This is a genomic window from Pseudomonas sp. FP1154, assembly GCF_030687245.1.
In the GTDB taxonomy this organism is placed as follows: domain Bacteria; phylum Pseudomonadota; class Gammaproteobacteria; order Pseudomonadales; family Pseudomonadaceae; genus Aquipseudomonas; species Aquipseudomonas rhizophila.
Genome location: NZ_CP117465.1, coordinates 2,566,413 through 2,590,124 on the forward strand (window position 1 = coordinate 2,566,413; position 23,712 = coordinate 2,590,124).

Sequence of the window (23,712 nt, forward strand, 5' to 3'; positions counted from 1 at the left end):
AATGGGAATTTGTGTCAAACAAGAATGAGTTGCTGTATCTTTCGCGACACATTCTTGTCGGCCTCTGGGGGGCTGACGTATTTTCGTTAGGATTGTGCATCGATGCGTCGGATTCTCGTTTCACTGTGTGTGCTCCAGGCTTATTCCGTATCCACGTGGGCAGACGAGCCCATGGCCGCAACCTCCGCACCGGTGGAACTGCAAGCCACGGACATCGTGGGTCTTTCGGATATCGAGTCCGCGCAGGGGCCCGTCAAGGGATACCACGCGACCCGTTCGGCCAGCGCGACACGTACCGACACCGCGATTCATGAAACCCCACAGTCGATTTCCGTGGTTTCGCGCGACGTGGTGGAAGACCTCAGCGCCACCCGGCTACAAGACGCGCTCGATTACGCCGGCGGGGTCGGCAGGGCGAACAACTTCGGTGGCCAGGGCCTGACCACGTTCACGGTCCGCGGCTTTACCACGGGCGAGTTCTACCGCAACGGTTTCCCGATCAACCGCGGTTACCCGAACATGCCAGATGCCAACACCATCGAGCGCCTGGAAGTGCTGCGCGGCCCGGCGACGATGTTGTACGGCCGCGGCGATCCAGGCGGCACCTTCAACGTGGTGTCCAAGCAGCCATTGGCCGAACGCACTGTGACCCTGGGCAGCCAGGTCAGCGACCAGGGCATGCGTCGCGGGACCCTGGATGCCTCAGGCCCGCTGGACGAAGAAGGACGCCTGGCGTATCGCCTGAACGTGATCGGCGAGGGTGGCGATACGTTCCGCGACCACGTCGAGACCGAACGCTACGGCATTGCGCCGGTGGTGACCTGGCAGGTCAACGACACCACGCGCCTGACCTTCGAAGGCGACTTCATGCGCAACAATGCGCCGCTGGACCGTGGCCTGACCCATTACGCCGGCCAGCGCGGCACCGCCTCGCGCGATACGTTCTTCGGCGAAAAAGACGCCGGCAAGTTGCACAACGACAACAACATGCTGCAGGTGCGTTTCGAGCACATGCTCAACGACGACTGGACCTTGGCCGGCGGTACCCAATGGCTGGACGGCACCCTGCAGGGCAACGCGGTGGAAGGCAACGGTATCGCCGCCGACGGGCGTACCCTGGGGCGCAATTTCAACTATCGCAAGCTGGAGTGGACTGACCGGGACACCCAACTCAACCTCACCGGGCATTTTTCCACTGGCGGGTTCGAGCACACGCTGTTGACCGGCATCGAGTATGAAGACTACGACTACCAGTCCATCATCAAACGTTCCGCCGCGGGGAGCAGTGCTTATCCGATCGATATCTTCGATCCGGTGTATGGCCAGCCACGCCCGGCGCTGACACGCACGCCCACCGATGATCAGGAAAACCTCAAGACGTTTGGCGTATTCGTGCAGGATCAGGTGGCGCTGACTGAGCGCTTGAAGCTGTTGGCCGGGGCACGTTTTGAGCGGTTCGAGCATCAGTACGAGAGTTTCGTCCCTCAGACCCCGCCTGGTAGTCGGAACTGGGACGTCACCGACAGCGCGGTCACCCCGCGCCTGGGTGTGATCTACGATTTGACCGACACCTTGGCTGTCTATGCCAATACCGCGCGCTCGTTCAAACCCAACAACGGTGCCAGTCGCGAAGGCGGCGGGTTCAAGCCGGAAGAGGGCAAGTCTTATGAGATGGGGATCAAGTGGGAAGCCTTGGATCGTCAGTTGAGTGTCGATGCGGCGGTGTACCAGATCGAAAAACGTAATGTGCTCACCACTGACCCAGTGGATTCCACCTTCAGCGTGGCCGCTGGCGAAGTGCGCAGCCGTGGTTTTGACCTGAACGTGGCGGGCAATTTGACGCCGGAGTGGCGCGTGATTGGTGGTTACGCGTATGTGGATGCCGAAGTGACCAAGGACATCAATATCCCGTCCGGCACCCGCTTGCTCAACGTGCCCAAAAACACCTTCAGCCTGTTGAACGTCTATGAGTTCCAGGATGGCGGCCTCAAAGGGCTGGGCCTGGGACTAGGCGCCAAGTATGTGGATGAACGGGCCGGCCAGACGGCGGCGACTGCGTTCTCCATGGACAGCTACACGGTGGTGGACCTGCTCGGCTACTACAAGGTCAACGAGCGGATCCGCCTCAACCTGGACCTGAAGAACCTGTTCGACGCCGACTACGAAGAAGGCGCTTTCGGTAACGTCTACGCCTACCCAGGCGCACCGCGAACCGTGCAGGCCGGCATCTCCTATACGCTCTGAACTCCAGGCGTCATGAAAACCCCGGAGGTTGTGCCTCCGGGGTTTTTCTTTTTACCACTTGCCCGTGCTCATCCCTCCGTCTACCGGCAGTATCGCGCCGGTCGTGAAATCAGCGCCCGCCAGGTACAACACGGCCTCGGCAATTTCCTCGATGGTACCGACGCGACCGGACGGGGCCAGGTTGTTGAGGAAGTCGCGGTGCGCCGGGTCATGCATGGGCGTGTCGATGATGCCGGGGGCGACCGCGTTGACCTTGATGTTGTGGGGCGAAAGCTCCAGCGCCAGGGCACGGGTCATCTGGTTGACTCCGCCTTTGATCAACACCGGCAGCGCCGCCGGCACTTGGATGTTCGGTTGCAGGGCCACGGCGGCGGAGATGTTGATGATGAAACCCTGCTGACGACCGATCATGTGTGCGGCAGCCGCCTGGCTGGCGTAGACCAGACCCTTGAGGTTGGTGTCCAGCAGCGCTTCCAGGTCCTGGGGGTTGTATTCGATGAAAGGTTTTGGCAGGAAGAAGCCGGCGTTGTTCACCAGCCCGTCCACGGCCCCGAAGGTTTCGATGGCTTTGTTGATGAGACGGGTTGAAGTCGCCGGGTCAGCGATATCACCGGCCACGCCAATGAAGTTCGCCGGGTGGGCGAGCTGTTGCGCGGCGCTGTCCAGGCCGGACTGAGAGCGGGCATTGCCCACCACGTTATAGCCCCGATCCAGGAACGCCTGGACCAGACCCAGGCCGATGCCACTGGAGGCGCCGGTGATGATGACGGTTTTGTTGAGGCTCATGATTGGACTCCTGATCAATTGAATTGAAACCGTTGCGCCGATGTTGGCGGTGGTTGAGATCAGGGTATTGATGCGCTTGGGTTTGATAAATGCGGGGGCTGGTACTTGAGTTGATACGTCATGTAATTAATTCAATGTGGGAGCGAGCCTGCTCGCGATGACGGTATCCCAGCCAACATCAATGTAACCGGTCCACCGTCATCGCGAGCAGGCTCGCTCCTACAGGGATATTCGTTGGCAGGCATAAAAAAGCCCGGTCAGTTGGACCGGGCTCGGGAAGGTAGAACCGTCACTCTTTGGGCAAGCTTCGGTATTGCGTCGTCGTCATACCCGCGTAACCCCAGTTATCGGTGTCGACTTCCTCGATCACGATGTGGGTCAAGTGCGGGTCCTTGCCCAGCACCCGCTGCAGGGTTTCGGTGATCTCGGAAATGACCTGGGTTTTCTGCTCGCGAGTGACGCCGTCGCGGGTAATACGCACATTGACGAAAGGCATGATGCACTCCTGCTGATGGGAAATGAGCGCAGGAGGTTCCCGCGCCACGGGGGCCACTATATTTATACGCCTGCGGCTGATAAACAGGTGTCTGGAACTTTCAGTTGATACGCGGTGTAACGAATCATGAAGCGTCATTTCGAAGACTTGCAGTTGGGCAGCATAGAACTGTTCTGCCTGGCGGCGGAGGCAGGGAGTTTCACCGCAGCGGCCCAGCTTGCCGGTGTGACTCCGGCGGCGGTGAGTCGCTCGATTTTCCGTCTGGAGGAGCGCCTGGGTTCGCGTCTTTTCGTGCGCACCACACGCAGCATTCGGCTGACGGAAGCCGGCAAGACCTATTTCGAGCAATGCCGGCAAGCGCTGACGCAACTGGTGGAGGCGCAACAGGAAATGATGGGCGCGCAATCGGTGCCGTCCGGGCAACTGCGCATCAGCCTGCCCACCACCTACGGTCATCACCGCATCCTGCCCTTGCTGCCGGCCTTTCGGGCGCTGTACCCGCAAGTGACGGTGGACCTGCACCTGAGCAACCGAAACATCGACTTCGTTGCCGAAGGTTATGACCTCGCCATCCGGGTGCGAGCGCAACCCGACTCATCGATGATCGCCCGGCTGCTGGAAGACGCGAAACTGGTGGTGGTCGCGGCCCCGGATTACTTGCGCAAGGCCGGCACGCCGCAGGTCCTTGAAGATCTGGACGACCATGAGTGCATCCAGTTCGAATTGCCCAGCAGCGGCCGGCGGATTTCCTGGTTGTTCAATGTCGACGGCAAGGAAAAGGAGGTGTTCGGCGAAGGAGGGTATTGCTGTTCGGACGATGTGCTCGGCGGCGTGACGCTGGCCAAACATGGCGCCGGCTTGTTCCAGACCTACAAATTCATCGTGGAGCAGGAGCTGGCCAACGGGCAATTGGTGGAGGTACTTGCGCCTTTCGCGGGGCGCTCACGTCCGTTCACCTTGCTGTATCCCCACGGTCGGTACGTGCCGCAGCGGGTGCGCGCCTTTGTCGATTTCCTGCTGCAGTACCGGGAGCAGTGGGCGGCGGATTGAAGTAACGGTGACCTGTGGCGAGGGGATAAATCCCCTCGCCACATTGAATCCCTGCCGCTTCAAGTTAACTAACGGCGCCCACGGAGATTTTTAGCTCAGAACCGAAACGCCTGCCGCCCAATCAGCAGCCACTTGCCATTCTTCTGCTTCTGCCAGATCTGAAAGTTCTCGATTTCCGTCGGAACCACTTCGGTGCCTTTGAGCGCTTGCGCGGAGAAGTGGTGACGCACCAGGGCCACATCGCCTGACAGGGTGATTTTCTGATCCTTCATCTCCAGGGTCTTGAACGCGCTCTTGCCGGTTTCGATGTCGGCAATGAAGGCTTTCTTGTCCTGAATCTTCCCGCTGGAGTGCCCGTAGGTCAGGTTTTCGGCGGCCAGTGCCTGGAGTTGTGGGATGTCTTTGTGCAGCATGGCTTGGGTCAGGTGGTCGACGGCCTGGGCCACTTCCTGCTCGGCCGATGAAGAGGCAGCCGCGACGTAGCCGCTGAACAGGCACAGAAAGCTGATGACCAATGTGGCTTTTTTCATGGGTATTTCCTTATTTTTGTAGGTATCGGAGCGGATTAGCGTTTTCGGCTGATCTCGTCTGTCATCGTACAACTTGTTTGGAGTGGCGGGAATAGGTCGTCAAGTTTGGTCACTGCGGAGGGCGACATCGGTAGGCTTCAGATTCAGAGACCCTCGCGAACCGCCCCGCGAATGCCCTCCAGCAACATGGCAAACGCCGGGTTGTCATTGTCCTGGCGCCATACCAGGTGCAACTCGCTTTGTACCCCTTCACCCAGATCGATCTCACGAAACACCACCTGCCTGAACACCACGCTGGTGGCACACCGGGGCACCAGTGCCAGACCCATGCCGGCGTTGACCAGCGCCAGGATCGTCAGTGAGGAACCCAGCCATTGCACGAACTGCGGTGCAACGCGGGCCGAGCGCAGCATGCCGGTGAGCAGTTCGTTGAAAGGTGGGTAGGCGGAGTGGGAGTACATCAGGAATGGTTCACCGTCGAGATCTTCGACGCCCACCGAATCGGCACTGGCCAGCGGATGCCCGACGGGCACGGCCAGGACGAACGGTTCGCGCACCAGGCACTCGGTGGCGTAGCCGGTTTCCAGCAGTGGCGAGCGGACGATCCCCAGGTCGATGCGGCGAGCGCGCAGGGCCTCGTGTTGCTGGTAGGTGTTCATCTCCGACAGAACGATTTTTACCTGGGGTTGCTTCAAGCGGGCTTCGGCGATGACTTTGGGTAGAAACTCATACACCGCGCTGCCGACGAAGCTGATGGTGACTGAACCGATGTCGCCCTGGGCAAACCGCTTGGCGGCCACGGCGGCTTGTTGCGCCTGCTCCAGCAGGTTCTGCGCTTCGATGAAAAACGCCCGTCCGGCGGCGGTGAGCGCCACGCTGCGAGTGCTGCGGGTGAACAGTTCGACACCCAGGTGATGTTCCAGCAACTGGATCTGCCGACTCAGCGGAGGCTGGGTCATGTTCAGACGTTCGGCGGCGCGACGGAAGTTGAGTTCGGTCGCCACCGTGGTGAAGCAGCGTAGCTGTGCCAGTTCAAACATTGATTCAATCCAGGTATCAATCAAGTGCCAAGTTAGATTAGACGGGAACAATACCCTCCGTCCATCATCGACCCGTCCTCTACAAAAACAATGATCGGAGCCGCTGCATGAAGATCACCCGCGTCACCGTCACACCCATCGCCTTTCGCGATCCGCCGTTGCTCAACGCCAGCGGCATTCATGAGCCCTACGCGTTGCGTTCGATCATCGAGATCGAGAGCGACAACGGTTACATCGGCCTGGGCGAGAGTTACGGCGATGCGCCGGCCCTGGCGATCCAGCAGCAACTGCAAAGCCAGTTGATCGGGCTGGACCCGTTCAACCTCAACCAGTTGCGGGCCATCGTCCAGGCCACCGTGGCCGCCCACCGGCCCGCCAGCGTTGCCGGTGCGGAGCTGGCGCCGGGTTCCCATGCGAGCAAGGCGGTGAGCAATGCTTACTCAGCGTTTGAAGTGGCCTGCCTGGACCTGCAAGCCCATTACCTGAACGTGCCGCTGGTGGATCTGCTGGGCGGGGCGATTCGGGATGAGATCCCGTTCAGCGCCTATCTGTTTTTCAAGTACGCCGAGCACGTCGATTCGCCGTATCCGCCGGACAGCTGGGGCGAGGCGCTCAACGAACAGCAGATCGTCGCCCAGGCCCGGCGCATGATCCAGGACTACGGCTTCAAGAGTATCAAGCTCAAGGCTGGCACCCTGGAGCCGGAACACGAGGTTTCCTGCATCAAGGCGTTGAAACAGGCGTTTCCCGGCTACCCGCTGCGCATCGATCCCAATGGTAACTGGTCGCTGGAAACTTCCATTCGCATGGCCGAGCTGCTGGGCGATGACCTGCAATATTACGAAGACCCTACACCAGGGCTCGAAGGCATGGCCGAACTGCACAAGCGCACGGGCCTGCCGCTGGCGACCAATATGGTGGTCACCGATTTCGACGAGTTCCGTCGCAGCGTGGCGCTGAACAGCGTGCAGATCGTCTTGGCCGACCATCATTACTGGGGCGGGCTGCGAGACACCCAGGCGCTGGCGAAAATGTGCGACACCTTTGGCCTGGGCGTGTCGATGCATTCGAACTCCCACCTGGGCATCAGCCTGATGGCCATGGCCCACGTCGCGGCTTCGGTGCCGAACCTGGATTACGCCTGTGACACCCATTACCCGTGGCAGGAACCGGATGAAGAGGTGATCAAGGGCGGCAAGCTGCCGATTGTCGATGGTTGCGTGAAAATCACCCGTGCGCCGGGGCTTGGACTGGAGCTGGACCGCGATCAACTGGGCAAGCTGCATGAGCAGTTCCTCAGTTGCGGCATCCGCCAGCGCGACGATGTGCGGCAGATGCAGCGCTACAAGCCGGACTGGAAAACCGTCAAACCGAGGTTCTGAGTCAAGGATCCTGTGGGAGCGAGCCTGCTCGCGATGGCGTTGGGTCAGCAGCATTTAGGGTGGCTGACACACCGCCATCGCGAGCAGGCTCGCTCCCACCTTAGTTTCAGGGTTAGGCCCTAAGTATTGCCCCTCCGTCACATCGCAGTCTTACACCCAAACTGCCGCGCCGGGCCGGCGCCTCCAAAGCATCCGCCAATTGCCTCCAAGGCAGCGTATGACGCGGCCTGTCGCCTTTCGATAATCGCCTCCGACATCCCGTCTCATGTTGCGGAGCGCGCCATGCACAACAATAAAAATACTCGCCACCGTTTTTTGCCTGCGGTCATCGCCGGCCTTTCGAGCCTTGGCCTGACGTCGTGGGCCCAGGCTGAAATCATGCTGTACGACAAGGACCAGACCACCTTTTCCACCGACGGCTATATCAACGCCTTTTACGTCAACAGCGATGTTGACCGGGCAGGGGAGCAGTTCGACCGTCGGCAGGCGCGGGTCAAGATGGGCTTCTTGCCCAACTACCTGGGCTTCAACATGGGCAAGCAGGTCGATGACCTCAAGCTTGGCGCCCGTGCCTCGTTCTGGGTGACCATCAACGACAGCGAAACCAACGGCACCGACACCGCCATCGACGTGCGGCAGTTCTACGGCACCGTCGCCAATCCGCAGTGGGGTGAAGTGCTGGTCGGCAAGGACTTCGGTCTGTTCGCCCGTTCCAACATTCTGCTGGACGAGTTGCTGGCCGGTTACGGGCAGGTCAGCGATACCCTCGGGTTGGTGGACGGCGGCGGGGTGTCGTTCGGCAACATCGGCAGCGGCTACCCATATCCGTTCCCGACTTCGCAGATCACTTACCGCACGCCGGTGATGGATGGGCTGCGGGTGGCGGTGGGCATCATGGACCCGGTAGACACCAACGACAGCAGCGCCACCGGCAAGGCCTACCAGGAAAATCCGCGTACTGAAAGTGAGGTGACCTACCAGTTCGACCTGGGTGGGGCGAAGATCTACAGCTGGCTCAACGGCAGCTACCAGACCTCGGACAACACCGACACCACGGTCGATTCAGTGACCTCCAAAGGCCTGGGCTATGGCGTACAGGCGAAGATGGGCGGCCTGTCGCTCACCGGTTCCGGGTTCCAGGCCAAGGGTATCAACCCGTTCTTCACCAACAACGCCGGCGAAGCGACGTTGCGCAATGTCGACAGTACCGGCTACCTGTTGCAGGGCTCCTACAAACTGGGCAAGAACCGCCTGGCGCTGTCCTACGGCAAGACCGAGGACGACGGCAATGGCGTGGTGGGCAGCGGCGCCGACTATGAAACCCGTGGCATAGCGCTGTTCCATGACGTCAACGACAACCTCAAGCTCGTGGCCGAATACAACCAGTTCGAAATCAACGGCCATGACACCAGCGCCCAGAACGAAGACACCGACACCTTTGCGGTGGGGGCGGTGTTGACCTGGTAAAGAGGATCCATCGGGAGCAATGCACAACCCTGTGGTGAGGGGATAAATCCCCTCACCACAGGAGCATTCCAGCCGAAGCCCGGGGTTTTTTGTGGTGGTCCCTGCCGTGCGCATCGCGGCAGGGGCCGCCACTGTTCTCCTCCCATGGAAGCGTCTACCCGCTACCCAAGTAGCATTCGTGAGTCGGGCGCCGCTTCGTACACTCAAGGTTCCTGTCACGCACCCGTCGGAGGCGAAGATGCTAAAGGCCCAGAGCGAAGGTGTGATAAGCGCCATGTCCCAGGCAACGAACGTCCAGCAAGTTGCCCAGGAGCTGGCGCGGCAGTTGTTGCACCCGCACTTGGGTTTCGTGCTGTTTTTCTGCTCCGCCGAATACGACTTGCCGGCTCTTGGCCAGGCACTCTCCCAGAGCTTCGGCGGGATTCGCCTGGTGGGCTGCACCAGCGCCGGAGAAATCACCAGTCAAGGCTATGGCCGCAACTGCGTCACAGCGGTGGGTTTCGATCATCGGCATTTTTCCATTGCCGCCGAGCTGATCGGGGAAATGGAGCACTTCAGCCTGATCGACGCCCAGCAAATGGTCGAACGACTGGCCAGCGGTTGCCGCAGCAATGCGCTGGCGCCGATCAAGGGCCACAGCTTTGCCCTGACCTTGCTCGATGGGTTGTCCAGTCGCGAGGAGATGGTGCTGGCGGCGTTGAGCGCGGCGCTGGGGGACATTCCGCATTTCGGCGGTTCGGCCGGCGACGACAACTACCTGACTCACACCCACGTGTACTACGAAGGTCAGTTCCACAGCGGCGCGGCCGTGGTGGTGCTGATCAACACCTGGCTGGATTTCGAGGTGTTCACCACCCATCACATCCTGCCTCGGGAGGAGAAGTTGGTCGTGACCGGGGCCGACAGCACCTCACGGCGTGTCTACGAGCTCAATGCCGAGCCCGCCGCCGAGGAATATGCCCGGCACATCGGTGTGCCGGTGAACGCGTTGAACTACCGGGTCTTCGCCGCCCATCCGCTGGCGGTGCGCATCAACGACCAGTATTACGTGCGGGCGATCCAGCAGGTGCACCCAGACCTGAGCCTGAGTTTTTACTGTGCGGTGGAGAACGGCATCGTGCTCACGGCGATGACCCCGGGCCCTTTGCTGCACAACCTGCAAGAACTGTTCAGCGGCTTGCAGGGGCGCCTGGGTGACTTGCTGCTGACCATCGGCTGTGACTGTTTTCTCAGGCGCATGGAACTGGAAGATCGCGGTGGCCTGGAGCAGATCGGCCAGTTCCTGCGCGACCATCGCGTGATGGGCTTCAACACCTACGGAGAGCAGTTCAATGGCATGCACATCAACCAGACCTTCACCGGAGTTGCCATTGCCCGCCATCGCGTCCCCGGCCACCGCTGACCTGCAGGCGCAGATCGCCAGCCTGCAGCACGAAAACCGCAAACTGCGGCGGATCAACGACGCACTGATCGAACGGGTGGAGTCCGGCGTGACCCGGGGCAACGACCCGTATGCGGCGTTCCAGCATTCAGTGGTGCTGGCTGAGCAGGTTCGCGAGCGCACCGACGCCCTGAACCAGGCCATGGCCGAGCTCAAGGCCGGCAATCACCTGCTGGGCGAAGCGCGGCTGCGCGCGGAAACCGCCCACCGGCACCTGATCGATGCCATTGAGAGCATTTCCGATGCATTTGTGCTGTTCGACGAACAACAGCGCATCGTCCTGTTCAACAGCCGCTTCAAGGCATTCTGGGCCCACAGCCGCGTGCGTATCATCGCCGGGATGCGCATTTCCGAGGTCAAGCGACTGATGACCGCCAACGGGTTGTTCAGCGAAGAACCGCGTGGCCAGGCCGACGAGCATGTGCTTTACCGCTTGCAGAACGGGCGCTGGCTGCAAGTCAGCGAACGACCAACCCAGGAAGGCGGTCGAGTGATTCTGTTTACCGACATCACCGACGTCAAACTCAGTGAAACCGTGCGTCGCGAACAGGCCATCGCGCAGAAATCGCACTTGTTGCAACGGGCCGTGGACAACCTTTCCCAGGGTGTGGCCATGGTCAATGCCCAGGGTGTGCTGGAGTTGTGGAACCGTCGCTTCCTGGAACTCAGCGGTCTGGCGCCAGTGGCGGCCCATCGGCCGTTTTCCGAGGTGATCGCCGACAGTGAACTGCAACTGCTGACCCCGGCCAGTCGCGACAGCAATGGCCGGCTCATCCACGAAAGCGAGCAGCGCCTGTCGGATGGCCGGGTCCTGGAGATTCGCACCCATCCGCTACCCACCGGCGGCTACGTCAACACCTTCACCGACATCACCGAGCGCTACCAGCACGCCGAGGCCCTGAGTGAAAGCGAACGCTGGATCCGCCTGATCACCGACCATGTGCCGGCGCTGATCGCCTACCTCAATGCCGACTTGGTCTACGAATTTACCAACAAAGTCTACGAGCAATGGTATTGCTGGCCCCGTGGCGTGATGCTCGGCCAGAGCCTGCGCGAGGCCCACAGCGAACAGCATTACCAGCGCCTGGAGGCCTACGTGGCCCGGGCCTTGGCCGGTGAGAGTGTGACGTTCGAGTTTGCCGAGACCAATATCAACAACCAGGAACGCTATATGCTGCGTTCCTACGTGCCCAATCGGCTGGCCAATGGTGAAGTGGTGGGAATCTTCGTGCTGATCCGCGACATCACCGAGCGGCGTCGCACCGCCGAGGCGCTGCACCAGGCCTACCAGAACCTGGAACAGCGCGTCCAGGAACGCACCGCCGAACTGACCTCCCTCAATGACCAGCTATTGCGCGAAATCGACGAGCGCAGCCGGGTGGAGCTGCGCTTGCGCGAGGCCAAGCGCGAGGCCGAGCAGGCCAACCTGTCGAAAACCAAATTCCTCGCGGCGGTCAGCCATGACCTGCTGCAACCGCTCAACGCCGCGCGGCTGTTCACCAGCGCTTTGCTCGAGCGCCGTGAGCCGGTAGCGAACGCGCAACTGGTGCGCAACGTCAGCCACTCGCTGCAGGACGTGGAAAACCTGTTGGGCACGCTGGTGGACATTTCCAAGCTCGATGCCGGGGTGATCAAGGCCGATATCGCGCCGTTCGCCCTCAGCGAGTTGCTCGACAACCTGGCCGCCGAATACGTCCAGGTGGCGCGCAGTGAGGGGCTGGAACTGCACTTTGTGCCGTGTTCGGCCCTGGTGCGCAGCGACATGCAGTTGCTGGCGCGGATCCTGCGCAATCTGCTGAGCAATGCCATTCGCTATACCCCCAGCGGGCGGGTGGTGCTGGGCTGTCGCCGGCACCGTCAGCGCTTGTCCATCCAGGTCTGGGACAGCGGCATCGGCATTGCCGAAAACCGTCTTGAAGAGATCTTCCAGGAGTTCAAGCGCGGCGATGTGCAGCGCCCGGATCAGGATCGAGGGTTGGGCCTGGGACTGGCGATCGTCGAGAAAATCGCCGGGATCCTTGGGCACCGGATCCAGGTGCGTTCATGGCCGGGCAAGGGCTCGGTGTTCTCCATCGACGTGCCCCTGAGCGCCACCGCGCCCAAGCCGTTGCCGAGCCTGGAGATGAGCGAGCCGATGCTTGAGCGCTTGCGCGGGGCCCGGGTCTGGGTGCTGGATAACGACGCGGCCATCTGCGCCGGCATGCGTACGTTGCTCGAAGGTTGGGGTTGTCGGGTGGTGACCGCGCTGTCGGAGCAGGACCTGGCGCGCCAGGTGGACAACTACCATGCCGAGGCCGACCTGCTGATTGCCGACTATCACCTGGACAACGAGCAGAACGGCGTCGACGCCGTGGCCCGGATCAACGCCCGCCGGGCCTCGGCGATCCCGGCCATGATGATCACCGCCAACTACAGCAACGAACTCAAGCAGCAGATCCGCGAACGCGGCCACACCCTGATGCACAAGCCGGTGCGGCCGATGAAACTGAAGATTGCGATGAGTCATTTGTTGAGTGGGCCCAAGAGTCATTGAGCCGAACGCTGTTGTGGCGAGGGGATTTATCCCTGCTGGGCTGTGAAGCAGCCCCCCTGGATCTGCCAGGCAGACCGAGTTCTTAGGTTTTAGGGCCGCTTCGCGCCCCAGCGGGGATAAATCCCCTCGCCACAGGGATGTGTGTCAGCGGTTCAACGGCGCAGATAAGCCCCGAAATCAATATCCCCGGCACTGAGAATCGCCTGCACCCGATTGTGCACATTGAGCTTGCGCAGGATGGCCGAGACGTGAGCCTTGACCGTGGTTTCGGCGATCTCCAGCGTGTAGGCGATCTGTTTGTTCGACTCGCCCTTGGTCATGCGTTCCAGCACCAGCAATTGTTTACGGGTCAGTGCCTGGAGCAGCTCGGGCGCAAAGGCCGGGGTTTCGTTCAGGCGGCGGCCCATCGGGCTTTTCTGCGTGCGGATGATGTCCGGTGGCAGGTACACGTTGCCGTTGAGAATCTGCTCGATGGCGTCGGTCATCTGCGAGCGCGGCGAGGACTTGGTGATGAACCCCACCGCGCCGTAGGTAATGGCTTGCAGCACCACCTGTTTGTCCTGTTCGGCGGAGACGATCACCACGGGGATGGTCGGCGCCTCGTTGCGCAGGTTGATCAGGCCATTGAGGCCGTGCATGCCGGGCATGTTCAGGTCCAGCAGGATCAGGTCGAGGTCGTCGTGCTCGCGGGTCAACGCCAGGGCGCTGTCCAGATCGGCGGTTTCCATCACCTCGCTGCCAGGAAAACCGTCGCTGATGACGTTGTGGATGGCTTCGCGAAACAGTGGGTGATCGTCGGCTATCAGGATCTTATACATGGCCATTCACCTCGTTATTGTCGTGTGGGTGGGGCGGGGGCACGCACTCATTTGAATCAGGGAAAGGGTTCGGGCCGGGCCGCTTGCAAGGGCAGGCGGGCCGCCTCCCAAGCGTCGAGGCCGTCGCGGTACCAATACAACTGTTTATAGCCCATGGCGGCGGCGCGTTTTACCGCGTTCCAGCTCAACCAGCAATCAGAGCGGCAATAAAAGACCAGCGGTTGATCCGCTCGCCCGCCCGTGGCTTTTCCCAGGTGATGGTTGAAGTAATCCTGCCAGGTCGGGTCGAGTTCGCCGTCGCCGGTATTGGCCAGCCACAGGCTGCCGGGGAGGTTGGCGTGGGGCTCGTTGTCGATGAAGCGTCCCTGGAGCCAGGGGCGGCGATAGACGTCGATCAGGATCGCAGATGGCGTTTGCCCCATCAGTTGTTGCAGTGCCTGGGTATCGAGTGTCTTTGCGCCATCGACGGTGGCGGGCGTCGGGCTGCGGTACTGGGCAATGCGATAGCCCTGCGCGGAGAACAGCGCAGTGTCAGCCTGGGCGACATTCAGCCACAGGCCCAGCAAGACGATCACCAGCAAACGGGGCATGGGAATTTATCCTTTTTGTTATGCGCCCATTACATGCCAGGGTCGAGGTCTTGTGAATGCGACCATAGACAGGAAAACCGGTACTAAAGTAGTAATTTCGGGCTCAAAGACAAGTGTGAAACCTAGGTCATGCTCTATCCCCTGTGGGAGCGAGCCTGCTCGCGATAGCGGTGGTTCAGTTGGCAGAGACGTGACTGACGCACCGCTATCGCGAGCAGGCTCGCTCCCACAAGGGATATTCGTCGTGCAATCAGCCTGCTTTGCGCAACGCCGCATGCTGCGGATTGAAGGTCCACACCGCCAGTAGCGCGAACACCAGAGTCAAGCCCGCGCACACCACCATTGCCAGCAGATTGAACCGTTCATACAACGCATAACGCACCAGCTCCACCCCATGGGTGAACGGACTCACCGTGCACAGCCAGTACAGCCAAGGGCTGGCCTCCAGCATTTTCCACAATGGATACAGTGCCGAGGACAGGAAGAACATCGGGAAGATCACGAAATTCATCACCCCGGCAAAGTTCTCCAGTTGCCGGATGGCATTGGACAGCAGCAAGCCCAGGGCGCTGAGCATCAGGGCCACCAGCAGCAGCGCCGGAAACGCCAGCAGCAGGCCCATGGCCGGTGGCTGGATGCCGTACAGCCAGGCAATGGCGAGAAATGCGTAGACCTGCAACAACGAGATCAACGAGGTTGCCAGCAACTTGCTCGCCAGCAGGAAGGCCCGCGGCAGAGGGCTGGTGAGCAGCACGCGCATGCTGCCCATTTCCCGGTCATAGACCATCGACAGCGAACCCTGCATGCCATTGAACAACAGGATCATGCAGGCAAGGCCAGGCACGATGTACACCTCATAAGGGATGTAGGTGTCATAGGGGGCAATGATGGCGATGCCCAGTGCCGCACGAAAGCCGGCGGCGAACACCAGCAGCCACAGCAGCGGCCGCACCAGGGCACTGAGAAAGCGCGTGCGTTGCAGCACGAAACGCAGCCATTCACGCACCACGATGCCGCTGAAGCATTGCCAATACGCGTTCATGAGTGAACTCCCGCTGCGGTCAGATGTGTGAAGGCCGAACCGAGGGTGCCGCCGTGTGCCTGGCTCACGGCGTCGGCGCGTGCGCTAGCGACGAGGCGGCCTTGATGCAGGATCAGCAGATCGTCGCTGGGCTGTACTTCGTCCAGCAGGTGCGTGGTCCACAGCACGCTGATGCCCTCGTGGCACAACTGGCGGACGTGTTGGTTCAGGGCCAGCCGGCTGGCCGGGTCAAGGCCAACGCTGGGTTCATCGAGCAGTAACAGGCGCGGTTCATGCAGCAGCGCGCGGGCGATTTCCACCCGGCGACGATGGCCGCCATTCAGGGCACGCACTCGTTCTTGGCGCCGCTCGGTCAACTGCTGGCGGGCCAGTTCCGCGTCGATGCGCACACTGCCCTGGCGCCGCGACAGGCCATGCAGCGCGACGTGGTAACGCAGGTTCTGCTCGACACTCAGGTCCAGGTCCAGGGTGCTCTGTTGGAACACCACGCCCAACTGGCGCAAGGCCGGCCGCGGCGAGGTCTGCAACGAATGGCCGCCGACGCGGACCTCACCACGCTGCACGTCATACAGGCGCGTGAGCAAGGCAATCAGCGTCGATTTGCCGGCGCCATTGGGGCCCAGCAACGCGGCGAAGCGCCCGGCTGCGAGGTTGAAACTCACCTGCCTGAGGGCTTCGCGCGCGCCGTAGGCGAAGCTCAGGTCGCTGACTTCCAGGGCGTTCATGGCGTCACCACTACACCCCAGGGGTAACGCCCGACTTTCACCGACTTGAGCACTTTGCGGCTCTGCACGTCGATCACCGACACATCGCCGCTGACGCCATTGGTTGCCAGCAGTTGGCGTTGATCGGGGGTGAATGCCAGTTGCCAGACGCGCCGCCCCACCAGCAGGTAATCCAGCACTTCGAAGGTCTTGGCATCGATGACGGCGACGTGATTGGCCGGGCCCAGGGCGACGAAGGCGAGTTTGCCGTCGGCGCTGAGCTTGATGCCCACCGGTTGTACCTTGTCGGGGTGAACGCCCTTGATCTGGAACGTCAGCGTCTTGAGCACCTGGCGACTGGCGACATCGAGAATCGTCAGCGTGCCGCCGATTTCCGCCGAGGCCCAGAGCTGCGAACCGTCACGACTGAACTCGACGAAACGCGGCCGTTGGTCCACCAGTGTGTTGTCGGCCAAGGTCTGGGTGCTGGTGTCGATCCAGTGCAGCATGTTGGTGGTTTCACTGGTGTTGACCGCCCATTTGCCATCGGGGCTGACGGCCATGCCTTCGGGCTCGACGCCGACGCCGATCTGTCCCAGCACCTCGGAAGTCTGGGTGTCGATCACGGTCACCAGGGCATCGTCTTCGTTGGACACGTAGAGCCAGCGGTCATTGGGGTGCAAGGCGAACTGTTCCGGGTCCTTGCCGGAGGGCAATTCCTTGATGATCTTGCGGGTGGCGACGTCCATCACCTGGACCCGGTCCGAATCGCTGGCGCAGATGTACAGCAGGCGGTTGTCGTGGGACAGCAACAGGCCTCGGGGGCGTTGGCCCACCGGCAGGGTCTCGATGACCTCCAGGCTCTGTATGTCGATCAGGCTCAGGCTGTTGTCTTTCTCATTGGAAACCCAGGCGATGCTGGCGGCGGCGGGGCCGGCGACCAACAACGCCGCCGCCAGGGTGAGGGTCTGACAAAGCAGGGCAGGTTGGAACCGGGTCAGGTCAAGCAGGGGGCGGCGCATGGCGGTTTCCTTATTGTTGTTCTTGAAGGGATCAGGGGTAGCGGCAGCTCACTTCGGGCCGGTCATAGCCCAGGCTGTCCATTTCGTTGGTAGGGTGAAGAAAACCGTCCTGGGGCGAGGTGCTCACCAGCGCCCGCGGCTGAACCAGGGGAATCGGCTGGCGCAGTTGCCCGTTCCACGGCCGGTAACTGAGCTTGCGCCCCTTGAAACCGTCCAGCGGCAATTGCTCGCTCAGCGCCAGTTGGCGGATGGCCAATGGGTCGTCCTGGCGCAGTTTGCTCACGGCGCTGGCGATGCTGCGCACGGCGATCCAGGCGGCGAAATCACGATCATTCATCCAGCGCCCGGCCAGGGCTTCGAAGCGTTTTTGCAGCTGTGCCGCGCCGTAGGTTTCCACGGTCTTGTGCCAGGCGGTGGGGGTCAGGCCTTGCGTGCCGGCCACCGGACGCGGGTACCAGGTCTGATAGGGCACGTATTCGCCGAAGTCGCCGCGCTCGTCGGCCACCAGCACCACGTCGTATTCGGCGGTCTGGGTGAACAAAGGCATGTCGGCCTGGGCGCTGCGGCGCTGGTCGTTGTCGAACTGCCAGTCTTTTTGCGCGACGACCTTCATGCCGAAACGCTTCATGGCTCGTCGTAGCGCGGCAGCATAGGCCTGGTCCTCGGCGGTCTGGCCGACGATCAGTAACGCCCGCTGCCATTTGCGTACGACGCTGAACTGCACCAAGGCATCGGCGAGCATCGCCCGGTCGGGCAGGCTGTGGAGCACGTTGCCCAGGCAATCGGTGGTGCGCAGGCTGTCGTCGGCGCTGCCGACATTGAACAGCAGGCTGTCGGGCAGGGCGGCACTGAGTTGGCGCAGGCTGGCGGATGGTGCGTTGACCACAAACAACCGCAGGCCCTGGTCATGCTGCGCTTGGGCGGCCTGGAGCAAGGCTTCGGGGCTGTCGACGCTGGCGCTTTGCAGCTGGTAATCGTGCTTGAGAAAACGCCCGGTGCTGTTGCTGTCGACAATCGCCAACTGCGCCCCGCGCAGCCCAGCATCGGCGGGCTCTTCAATGACGTTGGACAGCAGCGGGCCCGGGTCGGGGCGATAACCCAGGTAGCCGATGCGCACTTGCAGCGGCGCGCCGTCGCCAGCCTGGGCGGCGACCGGCAACCCGGCGCTGGCCGCTGCGAGCAAAGGGATCAAGGCGTAACTGACGAGCCGGCGCATAACACCTCCATTGCGGGTAGCGCCAGCATAGGAAGCCTGTGTCCAGGGGGAAATATGCAGAAAGTACCGCCGGGCCAGTACCAAGGTAGTAACCCGCTGTCGACGCCGGGGTTTTAGGATGCCAGTCATCGTCATTCATCAGGAGCGGACAGACCGTGCGGATTCTCAAAGCCCTGCTGCTGCCGTTGTTGCTGATCTTGAGTCTGATTGGCGTGGATCGGTTGTCTGGCAAACCAAAGAGCTGCCGCGAACACAAAACCTGCGAGCACAGAGGTTCCCCTGTGGGAGCGAGCTTGCTCGCGATAGCGGTGGTTCAGTCGACAGCGCTGTTGAATGTGCCGATCTCATCGCGAGCAGGCTCGCTCCCACAGGAGTACTGTGCCGGCCAGGGGTTGGGCCGCTAACCATGTCGGCCCTCTGGCGAATCAACCTCTGGGTGACGGCGTTTTTCGCCCTGGTCACCCTGGCTTGTGCGGTCCTGTTGCTGCATCAAGCCACGGCTGATGTGAAACGTGAGCTGCAATCGGCCGAGTCCGTGGTGCATTACCTGAGTGAAACCGCCGAGCGCAACCCGGCCAGTCTCCAGTCGCGGCTGACCGGCAGTTTGCGTCATGTGCGGGTGCACTGGTTGGCGGCGGGGCAGGTGCAGCCGGGGAACAGCGAGGGCGGGGTGAGCGCCTGGCTTGGTCGCTGGTTACTGGGCGACGCTCCGGCTGCCGCGGTGGTGGATTTGCGCGACGGTCGCCGGGCCTGGATCGCGGTCGACCCTCGGGACGAAATCGAAGAAGTCCTCGATTCCCTGGTGCAACTGCTCGGCGTCTGTGCGCTGGCGTTGTTGGTCAGCCTGCTGGTGATCCGCTGGGCGGTGCGCCGTGGTATGGGATTGCTCGATGAATTGCTGCAGGCCCTGCGTCAGGTCTGCGCCGGCGATCTGCGGGTGCGGCTGGCCGCTGATGCTATCCCGGAGGCCCGGCAATTGGCGGTGCATTTCAATCGCATGACCGCTGCCCTGACTCAGGCGCAGGCCGATAACACCCGGCTTACTCAAGCCCTGCTGGCTGTGCAGGAGCAGGAACGCACGCAGCTGGCTCGGACCCTGCACGATGACCTGGGCCAATACGTGGCAGGGATCCGCGCCCGGGCATGCTTGCTGCGGCTGGTGATCGATCAGCCGCCGATGCTGGAGCAGACCGTCAGCCAGCTCGAGGGTCATTGCGAGCATCTGCAACAGGGATTCCGTGCGCTGGTGCAAGACCTGTATCCGGTGGTGCTTCAGCACTTGCCGCTGTCCGAGGCCATCGAGCTGCTGGTGGCTCAGTGGCAACAAAACCAGGGCATCGCCTGTCAGCTGCGGATCAACGCGCCGTTGCCGCCGTTGTCGGGCTCGAACAAGACCCACCTGTATCGCCTGTTGCAGGAAGCGCTGACCAATGTCGTCCGGCATGCCGGCGCCACGCAGGTGCGGATTCGCCTGCAGCATCGGGCCGGGCGTTTGCGAGTGCTGGTGCGTGACAACGGCCGGGGAGCGACCGGGCCCCATCGAGCGGGCGTTGGCCTGCACTCGATGTCCGAGCGCGCCCGCAGCCTGGGTGGCGAACTGCGCATCATCAGCCAGCCCGGTGCCGGTTGGGCGCTGGCCTTGAATATTCCCCTGGAGGCGTGATGAACATCTTGTTGGTCGACGATCATGCGGTGGTTCGGCAGGGCTATGCCAGCCTATTGCGGGCGCTGATGCCGGAGCTGCACGTGCGCGAAGCCGCCACCGGTGAGGAGGCGTTGAGTCAAGTGCTGGAGCAGGTGCCTCATCTGGTGATCATGGATTTCGGCCTGCCCGGTATCAGCGGGCTGGAAACCACCCGGCGCCTGCGCCAGCGCCTGCCGCAACTGCGGGTGCTGTTCTTCAGCATGCACGATGAACTGCCATTGGTCCGTCAGGCGCTGGACGCCGGGGCTGCGGGCTACCTGACCAAGAATTCGGCACCTCAGATACTGGTGGAGGCCGTGCGCCGGGTGCTGGCCGGCCATGCCTACATCGAACAAGCCCTGGCCACCCAGTTGGCCTGCGCCAGTACCCGACACGACACCGACCCGCGCTTGCAATGCATGACCCAGCGCGAGCTGGAGATCTTCGTCATGCTCGCCAGGGGCACCCCGGCTCGCACCATTGCCGAACAGTTGTGCATCAGCGCCAAGACCGTGTCCAATCACTTGACGCTGCTCAAGAGCAAGCTGCAGGTCAGTTCCCATGCCGAACTGGTCCACCTGGGGATCGACATGGGTGTGGTGCGGGTGGCGGGGTGAGCCCCTCATGTTCTCGCAATGATGCTCAACTGTGGCGAGGGGATTTATCCCCGTTGGGCTGCGCAGCGGCCCCAAAGCCTGAAGACTCGGTGTGCCAGGTCTATTGAGCTGGCTGTTTTAGGGCTGCTGCGCAGCCCAGCGGGGATAAATCCCCTCGCCACAAGGCTTTGTATGTATCTGGAGACTTCATTGATCCCAGGACACTGGGCAACCCGTACACCCTTGCATATTCGCATCCTGAAAATTCCCGTAATGCTGGCGTGAACCGCTCATGTCGGCGTCTTCCAGGTTGCTTTCGCCAAGCTTGGCTTCCTGCAGGTTGGCGTCGCGCAGGTCGGCGCCCTTGAGATCTGCCTTGCTCAGCCAGGCCATTTCCAGGTCGGCGGCTTGCAGGTTGGTTTCGTGCATTCGGGCGCCGGACAGCCGGGCGAATTGAAGATACGCGGCGCTCAGGTCGGCTTTCTGGAACTGCGCGCCCTGGGCAAACAGGCCCCAGCCCTGGATAGCCTTGAGCGTGGCCCCACTGAAGTCCGCCAGGCGCAGGTTGCTTTGCTGCAAGCTGGCACGGGTCAGGTTGGCGCCTTGCAGACGAGCCTTTTCCAGATTGGCCAGGTCCAGCCGCGCATGGCGCAAATCGGCGCCCCGCAGGTCGGCACCGCTGAGGTTCATTTTGCGCAGGTCCTGGTTGGCCAGCCGGGCGCCGCGAAGGTCGGCGCCGGGGCATTGGCTGGACTCGGCGATGATGCAGCCGTTGATGGTCAGGGGCATGTCGGGGTCGGCGGCGCTGGCATTTGCGGCGAACACGATCAATAAAACCAGTGGATAGTTCATGGCAGGAACTCGAGTTAACTGTGGGAGCGAGCCTGCTCGCGATTGCGGCGGTACATTCAACATCACTGCCAACTGAACCACCGCCATCGCGAGCAGGCTCGCTCCCACAAGGGATCTTTGCTAGACACAGAATCTGTGTCCAATGAGATCAAGAGTGGGAGCGGGCTTGCTCGCGAAGCCGTCGGCACATTCAACATCACTGCCAACTGAACCACCGCTATCGCGAGCAGGATCGCTCCCGCAAGGGTTATTGGCGGACCACCTTGTTATCCCAACTCGGAATCTTGAACACCCAGAACGACCCGCCCTGGGCCACCGGCTTGGTCAGCTCGGCCATGTCGCCGCCCCACAACGGCACGGCGCCGCCGTAGCCGACGGTCACGCCGATGTACTGTTCGCCGTCCTGCTCCCAGGTGATGGGCGGGGAGACGATGCCGCTGCCGGTCTGGAACTTCCACAATTCCTGGCCGGTCTTGGCGTCGAAGGCCTTGAAGAAGCCGTCGCCGGTGCCGGTGAACACCAGATTGCCTTTGGTGGCGAGCACCCCGGCCCACAGCGGCAAGGCTTCCTTGTGTTCCCAGACCACCTTGCCGGTGGTGGGGTTCATCGCCCGCAGGCTGCCGACGTGATCGTCATACATGCGCTTGATGCGAAAGCCCATGCCCAGGTAGGCCGAGCCTTTCTTGTAGTTCACTTCTTCGGTCCAGTATTCCTCCTTCCACTGGTTGCCCGGCACGTAGAACAGCCCGGTGTCCTGGCTGTAAGCCATGGGATTCCAGTTCTTGCCTCCCAGGAAGGGCGGTGAGACCTCCACCGGTTTGCCCTTGGTTTCACCCGGCAGTGGCTTGGCCGGACGCTGACCTGGATTTTCCACCGGGCGGCCGGTCTTCAGGTCGATGTGGCTGGCCCAGGTGATGTTGTCGACGAAAGGGAAGGCGTTCTGCAGCTTGCCGTTGTTGCGGTCCACGACGTAGAAAAAGCCGTTGCGGTCGGCGTGAGCGGTGGCCTTGACCAGCTTGCCGTCTTTGTCTTTGTAGTCGAACAGCACCAGCTCGTTGTTGCCGGAGAAATCCCAGGCATCGTTGGGCGTGTGCTGATAGAACCACTTCACCTCGCCGGTACTCGGGTCGACGCCCACCTGGCCGGAGGTGTAGAGGCTATCGTAATCCTGCGGGTTGCCATCCTTGGCCGTGCGCGCCCAGGTGTTCCATGGCCCCGGGTTGCCGGCGCCGACGATGATGGTGTTGGTTTCGGGGTCGAAACTGGCGCTCTGCCAAGGTGCGCCGCCGCCGTGGCTCCAGGCCTCGACCTTGCCGGTTTCGGTGGTTTTGTCGTCGGGCCAGGACGGTGCTTTCACATCGCCGGTCGGCGTGCTGTCCTTGCCGTTGAGACGGCCCATGTGGCCTTCGACGAAAGGCCGCATCCAGACTTCTTCACCGGTGTCCGGGTCCCGGGCGAACAGTTGCCCGACCACGCCGAACTCATCCCCGGAACTGCCATGGATCAACAGCACCTTGCCGCTGGTCTTGTCCTTGATCAGTACCGGGGCTCCGGTCATGGTGTAGCCGGCCGCGTGATCGCCGAACTTCTTGTTCCACACCACTTTGCCGGTGTTTTTATTCAGGGCGACCACCCGCGCATCCAGCGTGCCGAAGTAGATCTTGTCGCCGTAAATGGCCGCGCCCCGATTGACCACGTCGCAGCACGGGCGAATGTTGTCCGGCAGCCGATGGCTGTAGGTCCACAGGCGTTTGCCGGTCTTGGCGTCGAGGGCGAATACCCGTGAGTAAGAGCCGGTGACGTACACCACGCCGTCGCTGACGATGGCCTGGGACTCCTGGCCGCGCTGCTTTTCGTCGCCGAATGAATAAGACCAGGCCGGCGTGAGCTTGAACACGTTCTTGTCATTGACCTGGGCCAGCGGGCTCCAGCGCTGGGCGTTGGTGCCCATGCCGTATTGCAATACGTCGCGGGTGGTCAGGTGGTCGTTGGCGATGTCTTCCCAGGTGACTGCGGCGTTCGCCTGCGGAGTCAGGGACAGGCTGCCGGCCAGCAGCAAGGCCACGGTCAGGGAAGAGAGGGCGGGGAGCGTTTTTATTGTCATGGTGGGCATTCCCAGTGAGGTTTTGGCCTGACTAGGTTGGGTCGCGTCAGGGCTCTACCGATACGGAAAAAGTCCCGCCCTTGCCGGGAAGACTTCCCGAACCGGCTGTCTTTGC

20 protein-coding genes are annotated in these 23,712 nt (G+C 61.9%); 8 read left to right on the top strand and 12 right to left on the bottom strand.

The window, feature by feature from the left end; translation table 11 throughout:
* The first annotated feature begins 102 nt into the window (after positions 1-102).
* Complete coding sequence (locus tag PSH91_RS11705; protein ID WP_305468266.1) at positions 103-2,244, top strand: TonB-dependent siderophore receptor; 2,142 nt, start codon at positions 103-105, stop codon at positions 2,242-2,244.
* Between the two features lie 51 nt (positions 2,245-2,295).
* On the opposite strand, the gene PSH91_RS11710 is transcribed toward PSH91_RS11705, so the two are convergent.
* Positions 2,296-3,030 (bottom strand): SDR family NAD(P)-dependent oxidoreductase, encoded by a 735-nt coding sequence (locus PSH91_RS11710; RefSeq protein WP_305468268.1) that lies wholly within the window; start codon positions 3,028-3,030, stop codon positions 2,296-2,298.
* Positions 3,031-3,319: 289 nt separating this feature from the next.
* A complete protein-coding gene (locus tag PSH91_RS11715) occupies positions 3,320-3,526 on the bottom strand; it encodes a 4-oxalocrotonate tautomerase family protein (protein ID WP_047228985.1) in 207 nt (68 codons plus the stop codon).
* Between the two features lie 126 nt (positions 3,527-3,652).
* Between PSH91_RS11715 and PSH91_RS11720 the strand changes: the two genes are divergently transcribed.
* Entirely contained in the window at positions 3,653-4,576 is a 924-nt protein-coding gene (locus tag PSH91_RS11720) for a LysR family transcriptional regulator (RefSeq protein ID WP_047228986.1), read from the top strand.
* Positions 4,577-4,671: 95 nt separating this feature from the next.
* Here PSH91_RS11720 and PSH91_RS11725 read toward each other — a convergent pair whose 3' ends face one another.
* Both PSH91_RS11725 and PSH91_RS11730 read right to left on the bottom strand, forming a co-directional pair.
* Entirely contained in the window at positions 4,672-5,106 is a 435-nt protein-coding gene (locus PSH91_RS11725) for a nuclear transport factor 2 family protein (RefSeq protein WP_047228987.1), read from the bottom strand.
* A 143-nt stretch (positions 5,107-5,249) separates the two neighbouring features.
* Entirely contained in the window at positions 5,250-6,146 is an 897-nt protein-coding gene (locus PSH91_RS11730) for a LysR substrate-binding domain-containing protein (protein ID WP_047228988.1), read from the bottom strand.
* A 107-nt stretch (positions 6,147-6,253) separates the two neighbouring features.
* Between PSH91_RS11730 and PSH91_RS11735 the strand changes: the two genes are divergently transcribed.
* From PSH91_RS11735 to nahK, 4 genes are all read left to right on the top strand, one after another.
* Positions 6,254-7,528, top strand: coding sequence for a glucarate dehydratase family protein (locus PSH91_RS11735; RefSeq protein WP_047228989.1), 1,275 nt, complete (start codon positions 6,254-6,256; stop codon positions 7,526-7,528).
* A gap of 282 nt (positions 7,529-7,810) precedes the next feature.
* Positions 7,811-8,995, top strand: coding sequence for a porin (locus tag PSH91_RS11740; protein WP_076385177.1), 1,185 nt, complete (start codon positions 7,811-7,813; stop codon positions 8,993-8,995).
* Between the two features lie 238 nt (positions 8,996-9,233).
* A complete protein-coding gene (nosP, locus tag PSH91_RS11745; RefSeq protein WP_047228991.1) occupies positions 9,234-10,397 on the top strand; it encodes a nitric oxide-sensing protein NosP in 1,164 nt (387 codons plus the stop codon).
* On the top strand, positions 10,327-12,969 hold the full coding sequence (nahK, locus tag PSH91_RS11750) for a hybrid sensor histidine kinase/response regulator NahK/ErcS' (RefSeq protein WP_305468271.1): 2,643 nt from the start codon (positions 10,327-10,329) through the stop codon (positions 12,967-12,969). Before nosP ends, nahK begins: the two co-directional genes overlap by 71 nt.
* A gap of 152 nt (positions 12,970-13,121) precedes the next feature.
* Here nahK and PSH91_RS11755 read toward each other — a convergent pair whose 3' ends face one another.
* The 6 genes from PSH91_RS11755 to PSH91_RS11780 form a co-directional block, all read right to left on the bottom strand.
* Positions 13,122-13,787 (bottom strand): response regulator transcription factor, encoded by a 666-nt coding sequence (locus PSH91_RS11755; RefSeq protein ID WP_047229013.1) that lies wholly within the window; start codon positions 13,785-13,787, stop codon positions 13,122-13,124.
* A gap of 56 nt (positions 13,788-13,843) precedes the next feature.
* A complete protein-coding gene (locus PSH91_RS11760; protein ID WP_076385173.1) occupies positions 13,844-14,377 on the bottom strand; it encodes a PQQ-dependent catabolism-associated CXXCW motif protein in 534 nt (177 codons plus the stop codon).
* 250 nt (positions 14,378-14,627) lie between these two features.
* Positions 14,628-15,419 carry an ABC transporter permease gene (locus tag PSH91_RS11765; RefSeq protein WP_160892498.1) on the bottom strand — a complete coding sequence of 264 codons (792 nt, stop codon included), beginning with the start codon at positions 15,417-15,419 and terminating at the stop codon, positions 14,628-14,630.
* The gene (locus PSH91_RS11770; RefSeq protein WP_160892500.1) at positions 15,416-16,144 is read right to left on the bottom strand and encodes an ABC transporter ATP-binding protein; all 729 of its coding nucleotides are present in this window, start codon (positions 16,142-16,144) and stop codon (positions 15,416-15,418) included. The genes PSH91_RS11765 and PSH91_RS11770 overlap by 4 nt, the downstream gene beginning before the upstream one ends.
* Positions 16,141-17,145, bottom strand: a complete 1,005-nt coding sequence (locus PSH91_RS11775) for a YVTN family beta-propeller repeat protein (protein WP_305468274.1) — start codon at positions 17,143-17,145, stop codon at positions 16,141-16,143. The genes PSH91_RS11770 and PSH91_RS11775 overlap by 4 nt, the downstream gene beginning before the upstream one ends.
* Before the next feature lie 31 nt (positions 17,146-17,176).
* The gene (locus tag PSH91_RS11780; RefSeq protein WP_188251613.1) at positions 17,177-18,361 is read right to left on the bottom strand and encodes an ABC transporter substrate-binding protein; all 1,185 of its coding nucleotides are present in this window, start codon (positions 18,359-18,361) and stop codon (positions 17,177-17,179) included.
* 406 nt (positions 18,362-18,767) lie between these two features.
* Here PSH91_RS11780 and PSH91_RS11785 point away from each other — a divergent pair, with 406 nt between their 5' ends.
* Complete coding sequence (locus PSH91_RS11785) at positions 18,768-20,024, top strand: sensor histidine kinase (RefSeq protein ID WP_305468276.1); 1,257 nt, start codon at positions 18,768-18,770, stop codon at positions 20,022-20,024.
* Positions 20,024-20,662, top strand: a complete 639-nt coding sequence (locus PSH91_RS11790; protein ID WP_047229000.1) for a response regulator transcription factor — start codon at positions 20,024-20,026, stop codon at positions 20,660-20,662. The genes PSH91_RS11785 and PSH91_RS11790 overlap by 1 nt, the downstream gene beginning before the upstream one ends.
* Positions 20,663-20,848: 186 nt before the next feature.
* Here PSH91_RS11790 and PSH91_RS11795 read toward each other — a convergent pair whose 3' ends face one another.
* Positions 20,849-21,493, bottom strand: coding sequence for a pentapeptide repeat-containing protein (locus PSH91_RS11795; protein ID WP_281459295.1), 645 nt, complete (start codon positions 21,491-21,493; stop codon positions 20,849-20,851).
* 247 nt (positions 21,494-21,740) lie between these two features.
* Positions 21,741-23,597: a quinoprotein ethanol dehydrogenase gene (gene exaA / locus PSH91_RS11800; RefSeq protein ID WP_281459294.1), complete on the bottom strand. Its 1,857-nt coding sequence runs from the start codon at positions 23,595-23,597 to the stop codon at positions 21,741-21,743.
* Between the last annotated feature and the right edge of the window lie 115 nt (positions 23,598-23,712).

Bases quoted from the DNA above. Each gene is read 5' to 3' on its own strand.
- PSH91_RS11705 (WP_305468266.1), top strand. From the start codon at position 103: ATGCGTCGGATTCTCGTTTCACTGTGTGTGCTCCAGGCTTATTCCGTA.
- PSH91_RS11710 (WP_305468268.1), bottom strand. From the start codon at position 3,030: ATGAGCCTCAACAAAACCGTCATCATCACCGGCGCCTCCAGTGGCATC.
- PSH91_RS11715 (WP_047228985.1), bottom strand. From the start codon at position 3,526: ATGCCTTTCGTCAATGTGCGTATTACCCGCGACGGCGTCACTCGCGAG.
- PSH91_RS11720 (WP_047228986.1), top strand. From the start codon at position 3,653: ATGAAGCGTCATTTCGAAGACTTGCAGTTGGGCAGCATAGAACTGTTC.
- PSH91_RS11725 (WP_047228987.1), bottom strand. From the start codon at position 5,106: ATGAAAAAAGCCACATTGGTCATCAGCTTTCTGTGCCTGTTCAGCGGC.
- PSH91_RS11730 (WP_047228988.1), bottom strand. From the start codon at position 6,146: ATGTTTGAACTGGCACAGCTACGCTGCTTCACCACGGTGGCGACCGAA.
- PSH91_RS11735 (WP_047228989.1), top strand. From the start codon at position 6,254: ATGAAGATCACCCGCGTCACCGTCACACCCATCGCCTTTCGCGATCCG.
- PSH91_RS11740 (WP_076385177.1), top strand. From the start codon at position 7,811: ATGCACAACAATAAAAATACTCGCCACCGTTTTTTGCCTGCGGTCATC.
- nosP (WP_047228991.1), top strand. From the start codon at position 9,234: ATGCTAAAGGCCCAGAGCGAAGGTGTGATAAGCGCCATGTCCCAGGCA.
- nahK (WP_305468271.1), top strand. From the start codon at position 10,327: ATGGCATGCACATCAACCAGACCTTCACCGGAGTTGCCATTGCCCGCC.
- PSH91_RS11755 (WP_047229013.1), bottom strand. From the start codon at position 13,787: ATGTATAAGATCCTGATAGCCGACGATCACCCACTGTTTCGCGAAGCC.
- PSH91_RS11760 (WP_076385173.1), bottom strand. From the start codon at position 14,377: ATGCCCCGTTTGCTGGTGATCGTCTTGCTGGGCCTGTGGCTGAATGTC.
- PSH91_RS11765 (WP_160892498.1), bottom strand. From the start codon at position 15,419: ATGAACGCGTATTGGCAATGCTTCAGCGGCATCGTGGTGCGTGAATGG.
- PSH91_RS11770 (WP_160892500.1), bottom strand. From the start codon at position 16,144: ATGAACGCCCTGGAAGTCAGCGACCTGAGCTTCGCCTACGGCGCGCGC.
- PSH91_RS11775 (WP_305468274.1), bottom strand. From the start codon at position 17,145: ATGCGCCGCCCCCTGCTTGACCTGACCCGGTTCCAACCTGCCCTGCTT.
- PSH91_RS11780 (WP_188251613.1), bottom strand. From the start codon at position 18,361: ATGCGCCGGCTCGTCAGTTACGCCTTGATCCCTTTGCTCGCAGCGGCC.
- PSH91_RS11785 (WP_305468276.1), top strand. From the start codon at position 18,768: ATGTCGGCCCTCTGGCGAATCAACCTCTGGGTGACGGCGTTTTTCGCC.
- PSH91_RS11790 (WP_047229000.1), top strand. From the start codon at position 20,024: ATGAACATCTTGTTGGTCGACGATCATGCGGTGGTTCGGCAGGGCTAT.
- PSH91_RS11795 (WP_281459295.1), bottom strand. From the start codon at position 21,493: ATGAACTATCCACTGGTTTTATTGATCGTGTTCGCCGCAAATGCCAGC.
- exaA (WP_281459294.1), bottom strand. From the start codon at position 23,597: ATGACAATAAAAACGCTCCCCGCCCTCTCTTCCCTGACCGTGGCCTTG.